This is a genomic window from Stomatobaculum longum (assembly GCA_000242235.1).
In the GTDB taxonomy this organism is placed as follows: domain Bacteria; phylum Bacillota; class Clostridia; order Lachnospirales; family Lachnospiraceae; genus Moryella; species Moryella longum.
The window spans coordinates 222,949-238,004 of record JH590862.1 but is presented as its reverse complement, the minus strand read 5'-3'; the positions used below and the strand labels follow the sequence as shown (position 1 = coordinate 238,004).

Annotated in this window: 15 protein-coding genes and 1 tRNA gene; 13 read left to right on the top strand and 3 right to left on the bottom strand. The window is 57.6% G+C overall.

The genetic code is table 11. The features are described from left to right. Positions 1 to 2 precede the first annotated feature (2 nt). The 3 genes from HMPREF9623_RS03965 to HMPREF9623_RS03955 all read left to right on the top strand — a co-directional run bounded on the left by HMPREF9623_RS03965 (position 3) and on the right by HMPREF9623_RS03955 (position 4,716). The gene (locus tag HMPREF9623_RS03965) at positions 3 to 1,412 is read left to right on the top strand and encodes an undecaprenyl-phosphate glucose phosphotransferase (protein WP_009532606.1); all 1,410 of its coding nucleotides are present in this window, start codon (positions 3 to 5) and stop codon (positions 1,410 to 1,412) included. A gap of 17 nt (positions 1,413 to 1,429) precedes the next feature. After that, positions 1,430 to 2,983 (top strand): LCP family protein, encoded by a 1,554-nt coding sequence (locus HMPREF9623_RS03960; RefSeq protein ID WP_009532605.1) that lies wholly within the window; start codon positions 1,430 to 1,432, stop codon positions 2,981 to 2,983. Between the two features lie 200 nt (positions 2,984 to 3,183). Beyond that, positions 3,184 to 4,716 (top strand): S1C family serine protease, encoded by a 1,533-nt coding sequence (locus tag HMPREF9623_RS03955; protein ID WP_009532604.1) that lies wholly within the window; start codon positions 3,184 to 3,186, stop codon positions 4,714 to 4,716. 211 nt (positions 4,717 to 4,927) lie between these two features. Here HMPREF9623_RS03955 and arcC read toward each other — a convergent pair whose 3' ends face one another. Continuing rightward, a complete protein-coding gene (gene arcC / locus HMPREF9623_RS03950; RefSeq protein WP_009532603.1) occupies positions 4,928 to 5,860 on the bottom strand; it encodes a carbamate kinase in 933 nt (310 codons plus the stop codon). Positions 5,861 to 5,957: 97 nt separating this feature from the next. Between arcC and HMPREF9623_RS03945 the strand changes: the two genes are divergently transcribed. The 3 genes from HMPREF9623_RS03945 to HMPREF9623_RS03935 all read left to right on the top strand — a co-directional run bounded on the left by HMPREF9623_RS03945 (position 5,958) and on the right by HMPREF9623_RS03935 (position 8,873). Continuing rightward, complete coding sequence (locus HMPREF9623_RS03945; RefSeq protein ID WP_009532602.1) at positions 5,958 to 7,142, top strand: nucleotide disphospho-sugar-binding domain-containing protein; 1,185 nt, start codon at positions 5,958 to 5,960, stop codon at positions 7,140 to 7,142. Further along, a complete protein-coding gene (locus HMPREF9623_RS03940) occupies positions 7,139 to 7,780 on the top strand; it encodes a CPBP family intramembrane glutamic endopeptidase (protein ID WP_009532601.1) in 642 nt (213 codons plus the stop codon). The genes HMPREF9623_RS03945 and HMPREF9623_RS03940 overlap by 4 nt, the downstream gene beginning before the upstream one ends. A gap of 73 nt (positions 7,781 to 7,853) precedes the next feature. Beyond that, a complete protein-coding gene (locus HMPREF9623_RS03935; RefSeq protein WP_009532600.1) occupies positions 7,854 to 8,873 on the top strand; it encodes a glycosyltransferase family 2 protein in 1,020 nt (339 codons plus the stop codon). 51 nt (positions 8,874 to 8,924) lie between these two features. Here HMPREF9623_RS03935 and HMPREF9623_RS03930 read toward each other — a convergent pair whose 3' ends face one another. Further along, on the bottom strand, positions 8,925 to 9,659 hold the full coding sequence (locus tag HMPREF9623_RS03930) for a phosphatase PAP2 family protein (protein WP_009532599.1): 735 nt from the start codon (positions 9,657 to 9,659) through the stop codon (positions 8,925 to 8,927). 133 nt (positions 9,660 to 9,792) lie between these two features. Next, a tRNA-Met gene (locus tag HMPREF9623_RS03925) sits at positions 9,793 to 9,866 on the bottom strand. 167 nt (positions 9,867 to 10,033) lie between these two features. Here HMPREF9623_RS03925 and HMPREF9623_RS03920 point away from each other — a divergent pair. The 7 genes from HMPREF9623_RS03920 to HMPREF9623_RS03890 are packed head-to-tail and all read left to right on the top strand — an operon-like array spanning position 10,034 to position 15,053. Next, a complete protein-coding gene (locus HMPREF9623_RS03920; protein ID WP_009532598.1) occupies positions 10,034 to 10,963 on the top strand; it encodes a diacylglycerol/lipid kinase family protein in 930 nt (309 codons plus the stop codon). 18 nt (positions 10,964 to 10,981) lie between these two features. Next, a complete protein-coding gene (gene ispF / locus HMPREF9623_RS03915) occupies positions 10,982 to 11,461 on the top strand; it encodes a 2-C-methyl-D-erythritol 2,4-cyclodiphosphate synthase (RefSeq protein ID WP_009532597.1) in 480 nt (159 codons plus the stop codon). Beyond that, positions 11,458 to 12,867 carry a cysteine--tRNA ligase gene (cysS, locus tag HMPREF9623_RS03910; protein ID WP_009532596.1) on the top strand — a complete coding sequence of 470 codons (1,410 nt, stop codon included), beginning with the start codon at positions 11,458 to 11,460 and terminating at the stop codon, positions 12,865 to 12,867. Before ispF ends, cysS begins: the two co-directional genes overlap by 4 nt. Beyond that, positions 12,852 to 13,277, top strand: a complete 426-nt coding sequence (locus HMPREF9623_RS03905) for a Mini-ribonuclease 3 (RefSeq protein ID WP_009532595.1) — start codon at positions 12,852 to 12,854, stop codon at positions 13,275 to 13,277. Before cysS ends, HMPREF9623_RS03905 begins: the two co-directional genes overlap by 16 nt. Next, positions 13,258 to 13,992: a 23S rRNA (guanosine(2251)-2'-O)-methyltransferase RlmB gene (gene rlmB / locus HMPREF9623_RS03900; protein ID WP_009532594.1), complete on the top strand. Its 735-nt coding sequence runs from the start codon at positions 13,258 to 13,260 to the stop codon at positions 13,990 to 13,992. Before HMPREF9623_RS03905 ends, rlmB begins: the two co-directional genes overlap by 20 nt. A gap of 17 nt (positions 13,993 to 14,009) precedes the next feature. Then, complete coding sequence (locus tag HMPREF9623_RS03895) at positions 14,010 to 14,594, top strand: hypothetical protein (RefSeq protein WP_009532593.1); 585 nt, start codon at positions 14,010 to 14,012, stop codon at positions 14,592 to 14,594. 15 nt (positions 14,595 to 14,609) lie between these two features. Further along, positions 14,610 to 15,053 carry a hypothetical protein gene (locus HMPREF9623_RS03890; RefSeq protein ID WP_009532592.1) on the top strand — a complete coding sequence of 148 codons (444 nt, stop codon included), beginning with the start codon at positions 14,610 to 14,612 and terminating at the stop codon, positions 15,051 to 15,053. The last annotated feature ends 3 nt before the right edge of the window (positions 15,054 to 15,056 follow it).

Genomic DNA, 15,056 nt, shown 5'->3' with positions numbered 1-15,056 from the left:
GTATGGTAAAAGACTTCCAAAAGCAGTTCAATCGACTGCATATTTTAATTGATGCAGCGGTGATCAGCGGCTCTTATTTTCTCGCCTGGTACATTCTGTTCGGTCTCTACCACGAGAAAGTCGGGCGCCTCAGCTTTGCGATTTACATGCAGGCGCTGTTTTTCATTGTGCCGCTGTACCTCCTGCTGAATGCGCTCTTCGGGCTCTATGCGCCGAAGCGCACCAAGGGGCGGCGCGCGGAGTTTGCGGGCATCCTGAAAGTCAATACAATCGGCGTGCTGCTCTTTACGCTGGTGTTGTATCTGGGATCCAAGAATGCGATTCTGTATCACTTTTCGCGCCGACTGGTGCTGGTCTTCTATCTGACCTGTGTGGTCTGGATGACGATTGAGCGGAATGTGATACGCAGCTTTTTGCGGCGCATGCGGCGGCTCGGCTTTAACCAGAAGAATATACTCCTGGTCGGCTACGGCGAAGCGGCGAAGGGTTACATTGACCGCATTCTGACCAATGCCGAGTGGGGCTATCAGATCAACGGCATTCTCGACGACACCCATGAGCCCGGGTTCAGCTATCACGGCATACGGATTATCGGCGCCGTCAACGAGCTGCAACCTTTGCTTGAGAGAAACGCGCTGGATGAGATTGCGATTACCCTGCCGCTTTCACAGTATGAAAAATTAAAGAATATCGTGTCCATCTGCGAGAAATCCGGCGTGCACACGAAGTTTATCCCGGATTACTACGGTGTCATTCCGACCATTCCCTATATGGAAGATGTGGCCGGTATGCCGGTCATCAACATTCGCCATGTGCCGCTGACCGAGTTTTACAATGCGGCGGCGAAGCGCCTCGTGGATATTATCGGCGGCATTGTCGGGCTGGTTGTTTTCTCGCCGATTATGTTGCTTGCGGCAATTTTGGTGAAGATTTCGAGTCCCGGCCCGATTATCTTCAAACAGGAGCGGGTGGGCTTACACCAGAAGAAATTTTGGATGTACAAGTTCCGCTCGATGCGACAGCAGGTCGATTCGGAGGAGAAAAAGGGCTGGACCGTCAAAAAAGACCCGCGGGTCACCTGGATCGGTCGCATCCTTAGGAAGACCAGTCTCGATGAGACGCCGCAGTTCTTCAACATTGTGCGCGGCGATATGAGTCTGGTCGGGCCGAGACCGGAGCGCCCCTACTTTGTCGAGAAGTTCAAGGAAGAAATTCCGCACTATATGATCAAGCACCAGGTGAGACCCGGTCTCACCGGCTGGGCGCAGATCAACGGCCTCCGCGGGGACACCTCGATACAGAAGAGAATCGAATACGACCTCTACTATATCGAGAACTGGACATTGGGCTTTGATTTTAAAATCATACTGCTCACCTTTGTCCGCGGATTTATCAACAAAAACGCTTATTGAGGAAAACAGGAGATTGTATGGAAAATGAGTTGCAGGAGCCGCAGAGAGGCAGAAGCCGGAAGAAAGCGGAAGCGGCAGTTGCAGAGAAAACACCGAAGAGCGCGAAGGCAATCAAGCGGCGCAGATTTATCATTATGGCAGTTCTCGAGGTCTTCGTTCTGCTCGCCATTTTCGCCTATGCCTATCTTCTGAAGCAGTATTCCAAGATACAGCGCCCGGTCTTTGAGGTGAAGAATGTCGAGAATACGGAGCTCACGACCGACGACATTGCGAAGATGAAGGGATACTGGAACATCGCGGCCTTCGGCGTCGACTCGCGCGACTCCTCGGTGGGACGCGGCAACAATGCGGACGTCATTATGATTGTGAGCATCAACCGCGAGAACGGCGAAATCCGCATTGCGAGCGTGTTCCGCGACTCCTATCTGAGTCTCGCAAACGGCAATTACAATAAGATTAACCAGGCCTATGCGGTCGGCGGCCCGGAGCTTGCGGTCAAGGCGCTGAACCAGAACCTCGACCTCAACATCACCGACTATGTGACCTTCAACTGGAAGGCGGTTGCGACCGGCATCAACATCCTCGGCGGCGTGGATATCGACCTGACCCAGCCGGAGTTCAAGTACATCAACTCCTATATCACGGAGACAGTCAAGGGCACCAAGATCGGCTCGGTGCAGCTGACGCACGCGGGCATGAACCATTTGGACGGCATTCAGGCAGTCGCCTATGCGCGCCTCCGCTACATGGACAACGACTACACGAGAACTGAGCGGCAGCGCCGCGTCCTGGAGCTCTGCGTGCAGAAGGCAAAGCAGGCGGATCCGGCGACACTCTCGAACCTCGCGGGCAACCTGCTCTCGATGGTTGCGACGAGTCTCACCTGGGACGACGGCATGAGCCTCGCGACCAATGTCAAGAAGTACAGCATTGTGGAGACCATAGGCTTCCCGATGGATCGCCGCGAGATTAACATGGGCTTCAAGGGCGCCTGCGTCATTCCGAACACGCTCGAGAAGAATGTCAAGGATCTGCACACCTTCCTGTTCGGCGGTGAAGAGTACACGGTTTCCAACCAGGTGCAGGAGATCGACAACCACATTGCCTCCGACATTGCGCGCTACCGCGGCCGCTCGGAGGAGCGAAAGTACAAGGCGAAGATGCGCGAGTACAACGAGGGCGAGGAGACGACCGCAGCGAGAAAGCGAAACAGCAGTACCGAGGAGGAGACCAGAAGGAGCCGCAGTGAAACGGAGAGCGGCAGCAGCGCTTCTTCGAAGAGCACGCGGGAGGAGAGCGAGTCCGGCAGTGCGCGTGAGACGAGCGCGGAGGCGACGGATTCCCGCGGCAATGTGATCACGGGACCCGGTGCGAAGAGCAGCAGCGCTGCGCGCGAAAGCAGCTCGACAGCGGAGAACGGTACGGTCAGAGAGAGCAGCCGTGCGGCCGGAGAGAGTTCCGCGGCGCGCGAGACCACGGCGGCCGAGACCAGCGCGCAGGTCACAACGCGCGAGGTGACCACGGCAGCGGCGCCGTCGGAGACCAACGGTCCCGCGGCGAATGAAGAGTAATACGAGAAAGCAAAGAGAAGAACTGTCCTTCCAGCGCAGTGTAAGACCGGCAGGGCAGTTCTTTTTTGTCGGCGCGTAGAACCTGACAGGCGAATTGTTCACACTTTGCTCTGTCTCTCAACACATTTCGTTCACAGCTTCTTTTTATACTGGGCAACATAGAAACACGAGAGAAAGCGATCGAAAGAGAGGTATGCAGCATGTACGACTCGGACAATCAATACAGCAATTTCAATAACTTCCCCTATGACAGCAGCGCGCGGAAGGCAGAGGATCCCTACAACACAGTCTCGGATCGGAACGCCGGAAATGTAGCGGGTGCGCCCGAAGAGCCGAAGAAGGGCAGCGGTTTCGCAAAGAAGCTCGGCACCGCAGCGGCCTGTGCGCTGGTCTTCGGCGCCGTGGCGGGCGTCACAATGGGCATGGTGAGCCGCGCGGTCGCACCGAAGAGCAGCGTCGCATCCGCAGAGAGCAGCGCAGCGGCAGAGGTCATGCCGAACCTGACAAAGACGGCGACCAAGGAGGCAGCGGCGGGCAGCACGGCCGGCAGCAGCGAGGGCGCTACGCTCGATGTATCGGCTATCGTTGAAAAGGCCATGCCCTCGGTCGTCGCCATCGATGTGAAGGGCGAGCAGCAGGTCAGCGACTTCTTTGGCCGCACCGCTTCCTATGAGACTTCGGGCGCCGGTTCCGGCATTATCATCGGCGAGAACGAAGAGGAGTATCTGATTGTCACCAATAACCATGTCATTGAGAATACGACCAGCATGAAGGTGCAGTTTATCGACGGCAAGAGCGTTGACGCCGAGCTTAAGGGCACCGATTCCGGCGCCGATGTCGCGGTGATTGCGGTCAAAAAGTCGGATGTCGCCGATGAGACCAAGTCGAAGATTGCGATTGCGGAAATTGGCGATTCGAATGAATTAAAGGTCGGTCAGGGCGTGATTGCAATCGGCAATGCGCTCGGCTACGGACAGTCCGTGACCGTCGGCTACCTGAGCGCAAAGGACCGCACAATTACGGCACAGGACGGCTCGACCGGACAGGAGACCAAGGTCGAAAACCTTCTGCAGACCGACGCGGCGATTAACCCCGGTAACTCGGGCGGCGCGCTCCTCAATATGCAGGGACAGGTCATCGGCATCAACGAGTCGAAGAGTGTCGACACGAAGGTCGAGGGCATGGGCTATGCGATTCCGATTTCGAGCGTGACGGAGCTCATCAACCAGCTCTCCTCGCAGAAGACGAGAGGCACGGTCGCCGAGGCAGACCGCGGCTACATCGGCTTCCGCGGGCAGAATGTGGACAACGAGGCGGCACAGAAGTTCAACATGCCGGTCGGTATCTTTGTCTACAAGATTATCGACGGCGGCGCGGCGGCGGAGTCCGAGTTGCAGGAGAACGATATCATCACGAAGTTCGAGGGACAGAGTGTCTCTTCGATTGAGGATTTGAAAGAGAAGCTCACGCGCTACAAAAAAGGCGAGACCGTGACTTTGACAGTCAAGCGTCCGTCGAACAAGGGCTATGAGGAGAAGGAAATTCAGCTCACCCTCAAGGGACAGGACAGCATGAAGAATGCGACCGCAGAGAGCGAGAGCAAAGACGGACAGGACAGTCGGGACAGCGGCAGCGAGCGCCGGAACAGCCGCGGAGACAGCGGAAACCGCAGCGACAGTAACAGCGGCGATAACAGCAATGAGGACGGCAGTCTGTTCCCGTTCCAGTGGTAATCGAGAGGAATAGAGTTACAGGTCAAAAAAAAGTTTACAGAAGACCCCGCAGCGCGACAGACAGGTGCTGCGGGGTCTTATCGTCTTTGAACAAGGTAAATGGTGCATAAATTTTTTATGCGCGTAGCCTACGAAACGAAAAAAGAGCCGCAGAGAAGGGTTTCTCTGCGGCTCTTTGCGTTGCCGAAGTGATTCGAAGAACAGGCGGAACTCAGGAGATGCGCGTGCCCGCCTTACCGCGGAGCGCCTGCCCGGCCTTTGCGAGGCTCGTGATAATCGCAGCGCGGTTCTTGCCCGCGCTCACAAAGTCGACCGCGGCTTTGACCTTCGGGAGCATGCTCTTAAACTCAAACTGTCCGGCCTCCATATAGGCCTTGGCGTCGTCAATGCTCATCTCGGAGATGGCTTCCTCGGCCGGGGTGCCGAAGTTCAGGGTCACATTGTCAACCGCGGTCAGGATGAGGAGCACATCCGCATCCACCTCCCGCGCGAGGAGTCCGGAAGTCAGATCCTTTTCGATGACGGCACTCGCGCCGCGGAGCGTCGTGCCCTGCTCGAGCACCGGCACACCGCCGCCGCCGCAGCAGATGACCACCTGATCGGCGTCGAGGAGCGCCTTGATCGCATCGATCTCAACAATGGCGACCGGATTCGGCGCGGGGACTATACGCTGGTAGCCCTTGCCCGGGATTTCAACCGTATGGTTGCCCTTTGCGTCCTCGGCTTCGGCCTCTTCTTTCGTCATGAAGCGGCCTATGGTCTTCAGGGGCTGATAGAAGGCCTCGTCATAGGGATCCACCGTGACCTCGGTCATGATGGTCGAGACGCACTTATAAATGCCGCGGGACAGAAGTTCCGAGCGGAGTCCGTTCTGCAGGTCGTAGCCGATGTAGCCCTGGCTCATGGCCGAGCAGACCGAGAGCGGCGAAGGCGTATAGCCCTCGTGGTGCGCCGCAAACTCGGAGAGTGCGCCGTGAATCATGCCGACCTGGGGCGCGTTGGAGTGGGTCACGGCGACCTGCCAGCCCTCCTCGACAAAATCTGCGATAATCGGCGCGGTCTTGGCGACGGCCGCTTTTTGCTCCGGCAGGTTGGTGCCGAGATCCTTGTGGCCGAGAGAGAGAACCAGACGCTTTTTGGACATGAGAGACCTCCTAATTCAGCTGATATGCGTGAAAAATCATGATAAAATTATAAATTCAGAGGAACAAAAAAGCAACCGCGGGGGAGGGCGTGAGCGTATGGAAGGGAAGAAGAGACACATTCTGATGGTAAATTTGCCGTATGCGGGACACACGAACCCCTCGCTCGGCCTGGTGCGCTGCCTCGTCGCGGCGGGACACGAGGTGGACTATATCCAGGCGGAAGCGTTTCGGGAGCGGGTGGAGGCGAGCGGCGCGCGCTTTGTGCCCTACGACAAGCCGCCGCACAGCTTTGTTCCGGCGCTGAATGAAATCCAAAACTGGGGGGCGGCCTATCGCACGGTGCGGCGCATCGGCGCGAACTACGACTGCCTGATCTATGAACTTCTCTTTTTCCCGGGGAAGGCGCTCGCTGCAGAACTCGGCATTCCCTGTTATCGTCTGATTTCCACCTTTGCGCTGAACCGGCATTTACTCCGTGTGTTCGGAAAAACCGGCGGACCTTATTTGACGGCGCTGTTTCGTTCGGACTGGCTCTGTGCGCTGGTGAGCCGCCTCTTTCTCCCGAAGTTTTCGCTGCGGGAGAAAAACCTCGCAGAAGCCTTGGTGCGAGAAGCGCCGCCGCACAATTTTATTTACACGCTGCGGGACTTTCAGCCGGAGGAGGCGAGTTTTCCGGCGGCGCACTATCATTTTGTGGGGCTCACGGTCGAAGACAGGGCGGAAGAGGCCTTTTCCTTCGGAGAGAGCGGTAATCCGATCGTATACATTTCCTTCGGAACGCTGATGCATGCGGATAAGCGCTTCTGGAAGAAGCTAATCGGGGCTTTCGCGAACAAGCGAGTCGAAGTGATCTGCTCGGTCGGCAGCGAAAAGCTTGCGCGTTCTCTCGGGGACTTGCCGCCCAATGTGCGGGTGTTCTCAAAAGTGCCACAGCTCACACTGCTCTGCCGCGCCGCCCTTTTCGTGACGCACGGGGGGATGAACAGCGTAAATGAGGCGCTTTACTACGGCGTTCCTATGATTGTGCTACCCTTCGGTCTGGATCAGCCGCTTGTCGGGCAGGAGCTTGCGCAACATAAGCTCGGGCGGTTAATAGCGCCGCAGGAACTTACCTCCGCGCGGCTCTGGCGAACGGCAAAGGAGCTGCTACGAGATCCGGAAGCCCGGAAGGCGCGGCTTGCAATGAAGCGCAAAATGCAGGCGAGCGGCGGAAACCGGGAGGTGACAAGGCGCATTCTGGAGGATCTCGCCGCCCGGGATGCGAGAGGAGCTGCGGAATGAGCACAAGTTTTTGGGAAAGTAAGCGGCGCTGTATTGCGGATCTCCTCGCGGTCTTTTTCCTGCCGCTTGTCGCGAATCTTGCAGCCTCGCTTCTCCTAAAGCTGCTCCCGCTCGGCGAGACAGCGCTCCGCTTCAATGCGGCTTACCAGGGCTGCCTGTTCCTCGCGGCATTCGCTTGGTACCGGCAGGGCGGTAAAAGCGGCGTGCGGGAAGAGCGATCTTTTCCGTGGCGCGATTTTGCGGGAACACTCTGCCTCTATCTGCTTCTCATGCTGCTGCTCGACAGAAGCAGCTTTGCGATGTCAGACCGGCTGTACCGGAGTAGCGCAGGCGCGCTTCGAAACCTCGGCGGGCAAGCGGCGCGGGCTACGCTAGTTGTCTATGCGCTCTGCGGGGCGGTCGCCGAAGAACTTTTGTTTCGCGGCATTTCGGAGCGGGGACTTGCCGCCTTTTTTGGGCGGCCTTGGCAGCTTGCCTGCGGCAGTGCGTTTCTCTTCGCGCTTTACCACGGGAACTTGACCCAGGGGCTGCTTGCCTTTCCGCTGGGGCTTGCCTTTTCGCGGCTGAAAGCGCGCGGCGGACTCCGTGCCTCCGTCGCAGCGCACCTCTCGATTAACCTCCTCGCGCTGCGTCTCTAGGCTGGTAAAATAGGTGGAAAGCGGGTAAAATGAAACAATGCGTTCGTTGCAATCCAAATCAAAGGAGGAAAGCATGAAGCTATTGAGTATTGCGGTTCCCTGTTACAACAGCGCCGCATATATGGACCGCTGTATCCGCGCGCTGTTGCACGGCGGCGAAGAGGTCGAAATTTTAATTGTCGACGACGGCTCGCAAAAGGATAATACCGGCGAGATTGCGGACCGCTACGAGCGGGAGTATCCTACCATCTGCCGGGCAATTCACCAGGTGAACGGCGGCCACGGCGCTGCGGTCATGACCGGTCTTAAAAACGCGAGCGGTGTCTTTTTTAAGGTCGTGGATTCGGATGACTGGGTCGACCCCGAGAGCTATGATAAGATACTCGACACGCTCCGGGACTTCACGGCAAAGAACACGCAGCTGGATCTCCTGATCAGCAACTTTGTCTACGAGAAAGAGGGCGCCGCGCATAAGCGCGTCATGAACTACCGGAAGGTATTGCCGACAGAGAGGCTGATCGGCTGGGATGAAATCGGACACTTCCTGCCGGGACAGTATATCCTGATGCATTCGGTCATCTACCGCACGGCGCTCTTAAAGAGTTGCGGCCTGGAGCTCCCGGCGCACACCTTCTATGTGGACAATATCTTTGTCTATCAGCCGTTGCCCCATGTGAAGACGCTCTACTATCTCGATGTGAACTTTTACCGCTATTATATCGGCAGAGAGGATCAGTCGGTCAACGAGCAGGTCATGATAGGGCGCATCGACCAGCAGCTCCGCGTGACGAGACTCATGGTCGAGAGCTACGATCCCTACAAGATTCCGCAAAAGAAGCTGAGACGCTATATGATACTCTATCTGGAGATCATGATGACGATATGCTCGATTCTCGCAATCAAGTCAGAGCTCCCCGAGAACCTCGAGAAGAAGAAGGAAATCTGGCGCTACTTAAAGCAGCAGAATCCGCGGCTCTACTTCCGCATTCGCTTCGGCTTCCTCGGACAGAGCATGAATCTGCCGGGCAAGGGCGGCAGAAAAATCAGCATTGCGGGCTATAAAATCGCACAGAAGTTCTACGGTTTTAATTGAGACAAAAAGGCCCGGAAGCGCTTGGAGCGCTTCCGGGCTGTTTGTCTCTTTTTATTTCTTTCGAAGCTGCCGGTAGGCCTTGGCCGGATTTTTTTTGCGCCGGAACAGGGCATCGGCACCGGCCGGAATCAGGGCGGGGACTTCATAGCTGCCGTAGACGACCGCATTCACAAAGTAACCGAGCAGCAGGGCGCCGAACACATCGAGGACCGAGTGCTGCTTTAAGAAGACGGTCGAGAGACAAATCAGAAGCATCAGAATCAGAGAGGCGCGCCGCACAAGCGGGCGGTGCGCAAGCGAGCGGCTCCGCGTGACCGCGACATGGACCGCGAGCGCGTTAAAGACATGGATGCTCGGGAACACATTGGTCGGCGTATCGGTGGACTGAATCATCCGGACCAGAGACGCAAAGAAACCGTTTGCGGGATCCGCCGGGACGCGGAGATCCGTGCCGTTCGGGAAGACGGTGCAGATGAAGAGCGCGACAGTCATACCGAGCGACAAAAAGAGGCAGAGGTCTGCGGCCTCGTCCTTATCCGTCCGGCTGAAGTAGAGCAGCGCGGCAAAGATGTAGATGAACCAGAGCAGATAGGGAACAATGAAGACCGGCAGAAAGGGAATCAGCTCATCCAGGCGGGTGTGCATGACCAGATAGTTACCGGTAACTGTCGTCTCCAGATAATGGAACCAGAGGATATAGAAGACGGTATAGAGAAAAATGACAGAGAGAAGATGGTCTCGCGCGAGCATATGGGCGGGAGAATAATTCGCTTTGTTCTGATTCAAATCGGTCTCCTGTATGCAAGAAAGATGTCGGTTGCGATACCCTCTATTGTAACATGCGGCGCACAAAAGAGAAGAGAGAAAGTATCACAGCGATAGAAAAACAAAAAAGCCGCCTCAAAAGGCGGCTCTGTCGTAGCGGAAGGGAGATTCGAACTCTCGACACCACGGGTATGAACCGTGTGCTCTAGCCAACTGAGCTATTCCGCCACATGTCTTTGCGACTTTGTTAGTATACGGGAAGAATGCACGGGTGTCAATAGGAATTTATATATTTTCCAGCACCCTACTTTCTGTGTTATACTCAAAGCGCAAGGAACCGGGAATGAGGTATCTTATTGCGAAGGCCGGACACGGCGGAGAGCGAGGACGTTTCGATGCTGGTTTTTTTGGTAAATCCGAATGCGGGCGGCGAGCGCGGGTACCGCGTCTTTAAGAAACTCGAGCGGAGGCTGCTCCGCACCAAAACAGAATATCAGGTTTATGTGACCGGCGGCATCGGCGAGGCAAGGCAGCTTGCGGCAAAACTCACGGAAGTGCCGGACAACAAGGAACTCACCCTGGTCGCCGTGGGAGGCGACGGCATGTTGAACGAGGTGCTGGACGGCGCGCGGCTCTCGGAGCGGCTTCGCTTCGGCTTTATTCCGGTGGGGCGGGACTCCGACTTTGCGCGCGGGCTAAAACTCCCGGTGACGCCGCTCGGCTGTTTAAAGCGCATTCTTGCGCCGCGCGAGGAGCGGTCGCTTGACTACGGCGTGGTGGAGTTCGGCGGAAACGAGCCCCTGCATCACCGCTTTCTCGTGAGTTGCGGCGTCGGCTTCGACGCGGAGTGGCTGTCCGGGCTCTATGCGTTCGAACAGCGTCGCGGGCGGCATTCGCGGCTGCTCTGGCTCGGCACGCGGCGCAGAGAGGGCCTTCGCGCACTGCTTCGCGCGCGCTGTACCCGGGGCTATTTTGAGACGGACAGCGGACAGCGGGTCGAGTTCGGGCATCTTTTTTTGTTGAGCGCGCAGTTGCAGCCGACAGAGGCCGGCGGCATACGCCTCGCGAATCAGGTGCCGCTCTCGGACGGTCAGCTGACCGTCTCGGTGCTGAATACGCAGAGCCGCCTGCAGCAGGCAAGACTCCTGCTCCTGCCGCGGCGTCTGCAGCCGGAGGCCTATGCGGGCGTCCGGGTGTACCGCTGCCGGGAGTTTCATCTCTGTCTCGACGAAGCGCTGTCGTTTCACACGGACGGCGAGGGGCGCGGGAGCAGACAGGAGTTCACGGTGCGCTGTGTGCACCGGCAGATACGCTTTCTCTGTTGAGAGCGGGAGGAGAGGAAGATGAGAATCGGACAGGGCTATGACGTGCATCGCCTGGTGGAAGGGCGAAAGCTCATGCTGGGCGGCGTCGACATTCCGTACGAAAAGGGCTTGCTCGGGCACAGCGACGCCGACGTGCTCTTACATGCGATTTCGGATGCGCTGCTCGGCGCGGCGGCGCTCGGCGATATCGGCGCGCATTTTCCGGACAGCGATCCGGCGTACAGCGGCGCGGACAGTGCGGAACTTCTTCGCGCGGTCGGGAACTTGATTCGCGCGGCGGGCTATGAAATCGGAAACATTGACAGCACGGTGGTCTGCCAGGCGCCGAAGCTCGCGCCGCATATCGGCGCGATGCGCGCGCGGATTGCGGAGGTGCTTGCGCTCCCGATGGGGGCTGTGAGCGTCAAGGCGAGCAGCGAGGAGCACATGGGATTCACAGGCAGAGGAGAAGGCATTGCGGCGCACGCCGTGTGCCTGCTGACGGAGAGAACAAAATGAAAATTTACGATACGATGACGCGTTACAAAGAGGAGTTTCGGACCATTGAGCCGGGCAAGGTCAGAATGTATGTCTGCGGCCCGACGGTCTACAACCTGATTCACATCGGCAACGCGCGCCCGATGATCTTTTTTGACACGGTGCGGCGCTATCTTGAGTACAAGGGCTATGAGGTGAATTTTGTCTCGAACTTCACCGATGTGGACGACAAGATTATCAAGGCGGCCAATGAGGAGGGCGTGGACGCCTCCGTGATTTCCGAGCGCTACATTGTCGAGTGCAAGAAGGACATGGCGGGCATGAATGTGCGCCCGGCGAGCTATAACCCGCGTGCGACCGAAGAGATTCCGGGCATGATTGAGATGATTCAGAAATTGATTGACGGCGGTCACGCGTATGTCGCGGCGGATGGCACGGTCTACTACCGGGTCGAGAGTTTCCCGGACTACGGCAAGCTCTCCCACAAGAATGTCGAGGAGAACCAGGCGGGACTCCGCACCCTCAAGGTGCGCGGCGAGGAGGCCAAGGAGGATCCGAACGACTTTGTGCTCTGGAAGCCGAAGAAGGAAGGCGAGCCCTACTGGGAGTCGCCCTGGTGTGAGGGCCGCCCGGGCTGGCACATCGAGTGCTCGGTCATGAGTAAAAAGTACCTCGGCGAGACCATCGACATTCACGGCGGCGGCGAGGATCTGGTGTTCCCGCACCACGAGAACGAGATTGCGCAGTCCGAGGCCGTGAGCGGCAAGAAGTTTGTGCGCTACTGGATGCACAATGCTTTTCTGAACATCGACAACGTCAAGATGTCGAAGTCGCTCGGCAACTTCAAGACCGTGCGGCAGATCAGCGAGGAGTACGATCTCCAGGTACTCCGTTTCTTCATGCTCTCGGCGCACTACAGAAGTCCGCTGAACTTCTCGCGGGAGATGATGGACGGCGCGAAGGCGAGTCTGGACCGCATTCTGACCGCGATGGAGCATCTCAGAGACTGCCTTGCGGCAGCGAAGGCCGAGGCACTCACGGGCGCGGAGGAAGAGGAGCTCGCGGCCTTTGACGCGCTCCGTGAAAAATTCGAGGCCGCGATGGACGATGACTTCAACACCGCGGATGCAATCAGTGTGATTTTCGAGATGGTGAAGCGCGCCAATATCACGGTCACGGAAGAGAGCTCAAAGGCCTACATCACCCGCGTGAAAGAGCTTCTCGATAAGCTGCTCGACGTGCTGGGTCTTTTGTCCGAGCGGAAGGAAGAGAATCTGGATGCCCGTGTGGAGGCTCTGATTGCGGAGCGGCAGACGGCGCGGAAGGAGAAGAACTTTGCGCGCGCCGATGAAATTCGAAACGAGCTCACAGAGATGGGCATCCTCCTCGAGGACACCAAAGAGGGCGTCAAGTGGAAGAGAGCGTAAAGCAGGCGGCCCAGTATTCGCCGCTGGTGCTCGCCTATCTCGGCGACGCGGTCTACGAGCTCTATATCCGGGAGCGCATTCTGGACCGGGGGAATCAGCCGGTGAACCGCATGCACGGGCAGACCGTGCACTATGTGAAGGCAGAGACCCAGGCAAAGCTCGCGCGCTATCTGGAGCCCGGGCTCACCGGGGAAGAGAGCAGTGTCTTTCGCCGGGGACGGAATGCGCATGCGAATACCATGGCAAAAAATGCAAGCATGATTGACTACCGCTTTGCGACTGCGTTTGAGGCGCTGGTCGGCTACTGGCGGCTCAGCGGAAAGGAAGAGCGCTTCCGGGACCTGGTGGGAGCCGGGCTCGAAGCGCTGGAGCAGGAGGAGAGACAGGCGCATGAACGAAAACGCAATTGAAGGGCGAAATGCCGTTCTGGAGGCATTCCGCGCGGGCAAGACGGTCGATAAGCTCTATGTGCAGGAGGGCTTAAAAGACGGTCCGATTCTGAGCATCGTGCGGGAGGCAAAAAAGCAGGGGAGTCACATCCTCTATTCGGATAAGGAGAGCCTGAACCGCATGAGCGAGGACGGCAAGCACCAAGGTGTGATCGCAATGGTCGCAAGCTACAGCTATGCGGAACTCGGCGATATTCTCGCAAGCGCGCGGGAGAAGGGCGAAGATCCGTTTTTGATTCTGCTCGACGGCATCGAGGATCCTTATAATCTCGGCGCGATTATCCGGACCGCAAACCAGGTGGGAGCACACGGCGTAATCATCAACAAGAACCGCGCGGTCGGGCTGACCGCGAGTGTTGCGAGAACCTCCGCGGGGGCGCTGAATTACACGCCGGTCGCGAAGGTCACGAATATGGCACGCACCATCGAGGAGCTGAAAAAGGAAGGGTTCTGGTTTGTCGCGGCCGATATGGACGGCGAAGAGATGTATAGTCTGAATCTGAAGGGGCCGCTGGGTTTGGTCATCGGCAACGAGGGTAAGGGTGTCTCGGAGCTTGTTCGGAAGAAGTGTGATTTTACGGCGCGGATTCCGATGCTCGGACAGATTGACTCGCTGAATGCGAGTGTCGCGGCCGGTGTGCTTGCCTATGAAGTGCTGCGGCAGCGCCGCAGCTGAGAAAAGAGGATAACAAGATGGAATTTGCGAGAAAGGATCAGCGCGCCGCGCAGGCAGCCTGGGCAAAGGCGGAACAGACGCTTGGTGGCGCGAGACAGGCTCTTATCGAGGCGCTGGTCGGGATGATACGGACCGGCGGAACCGGGAGTTTTAATATGATCAGCGACAAGGACCGTATTTTCTTTGCGGGCCTTATGCTGAGTGCTTCGCCGGTCGCGACGGTGGAGGAACTCGAGGCGGAAGCCGAAAAGGTCAGAGAAATGCGGAGGCGCCTGCAGGCGCCGAAGTGCAACGACTGTGAGGGCGCGCCGGATCTGACCGGTGACTTTCACATGGAGAGCTGGGCGGGGGACGAGCGGGAAGTGCGCGCATTAAAGTACATGATACTCTCGACGCTCCAGGAACTTTCCGGCGCAGTGCACCGCGCGCTCGAAAAAGAAGTCACGGATGCGCCAGTCAACGAGACATTTTACCGGACCCTGTTTACGCTCGGCGAGGACTTTGCCGAGGAGGATCTGCTCCAGATTGCCTACGGACTGGACGACTTGCGCGCGCAGGTTGCGGTCTACGGCAGCGAGGCGGATGCCGACAGTCGGAATTGAGAAATCAGAGGTTGTATGTATCAGAGACATTCGAAAGTGAACCATCTGCTGCACCGCGTGCAGGGGCGTTTTTTCCAGGCCGCGATGTGGGCGGAGATTGTGATTGCCGCCTTTATTTTTGCGGCGGTGATTTTTCAGGTGGTGAATTTGCGGATCCATCTGCCGAAGGATGCGCACAGTCAGTTTGTGGAATTCATTCAGATTGTGCTGGACATCCTGATGTGTCTTGAGCTCATCACGATGCTCTGCCGCCACGACATGGACTCCATTATAGAGGTCATGATTTTTGCGGTGACCAAGAACTTGCTGGTCTCGCACGAGAGCAGTGTCAATATGCTGCTCGGCGTGATTGCGCTCGCAATGCTCTTCGGCATACGGAAGTATCTGTTCCTGAGTGCCAATGAGGTCGAAGCGCACAAGCAGCATCTCGACTTTATTCAGCAGGACAGAGACGACTGAGGC

Coding starts and splice junctions, on each gene's coding strand:
- HMPREF9623_RS03895 (WP_009532593.1), top strand. CDS start 14,010: ATGGAATTTGCGAGAAAGGATCAGCGCGCCGCGCAGGCAGCCTGGGCA.
- arcC (WP_009532603.1), bottom strand. CDS start 5,860: ATGTCCAAAAAGCGTCTGGTTCTCTCTCTCGGCCACAAGGATCTCGGC.
- HMPREF9623_RS03920 (WP_009532598.1), top strand. CDS start 10,034: ATGCTGGTTTTTTTGGTAAATCCGAATGCGGGCGGCGAGCGCGGGTAC.
- HMPREF9623_RS03935 (WP_009532600.1), top strand. CDS start 7,854: ATGAAGCTATTGAGTATTGCGGTTCCCTGTTACAACAGCGCCGCATAT.
- rlmB (WP_009532594.1), top strand. CDS start 13,258: ATGAACGAAAACGCAATTGAAGGGCGAAATGCCGTTCTGGAGGCATTC.
- HMPREF9623_RS03960 (WP_009532605.1), top strand. CDS start 1,430: ATGGAAAATGAGTTGCAGGAGCCGCAGAGAGGCAGAAGCCGGAAGAAA.
- HMPREF9623_RS03965 (WP_009532606.1), top strand. CDS start 3: ATGGTAAAAGACTTCCAAAAGCAGTTCAATCGACTGCATATTTTAATT.
- HMPREF9623_RS03945 (WP_009532602.1), top strand. CDS start 5,958: ATGGAAGGGAAGAAGAGACACATTCTGATGGTAAATTTGCCGTATGCG.
- HMPREF9623_RS03955 (WP_009532604.1), top strand. CDS start 3,184: ATGTACGACTCGGACAATCAATACAGCAATTTCAATAACTTCCCCTAT.
- HMPREF9623_RS03940 (WP_009532601.1), top strand. CDS start 7,139: ATGAGCACAAGTTTTTGGGAAAGTAAGCGGCGCTGTATTGCGGATCTC.
- ispF (WP_009532597.1), top strand. CDS start 10,982: ATGAGAATCGGACAGGGCTATGACGTGCATCGCCTGGTGGAAGGGCGA.
- HMPREF9623_RS03890 (WP_009532592.1), top strand. CDS start 14,610: ATGTATCAGAGACATTCGAAAGTGAACCATCTGCTGCACCGCGTGCAG.
- cysS (WP_009532596.1), top strand. CDS start 11,458: ATGAAAATTTACGATACGATGACGCGTTACAAAGAGGAGTTTCGGACC.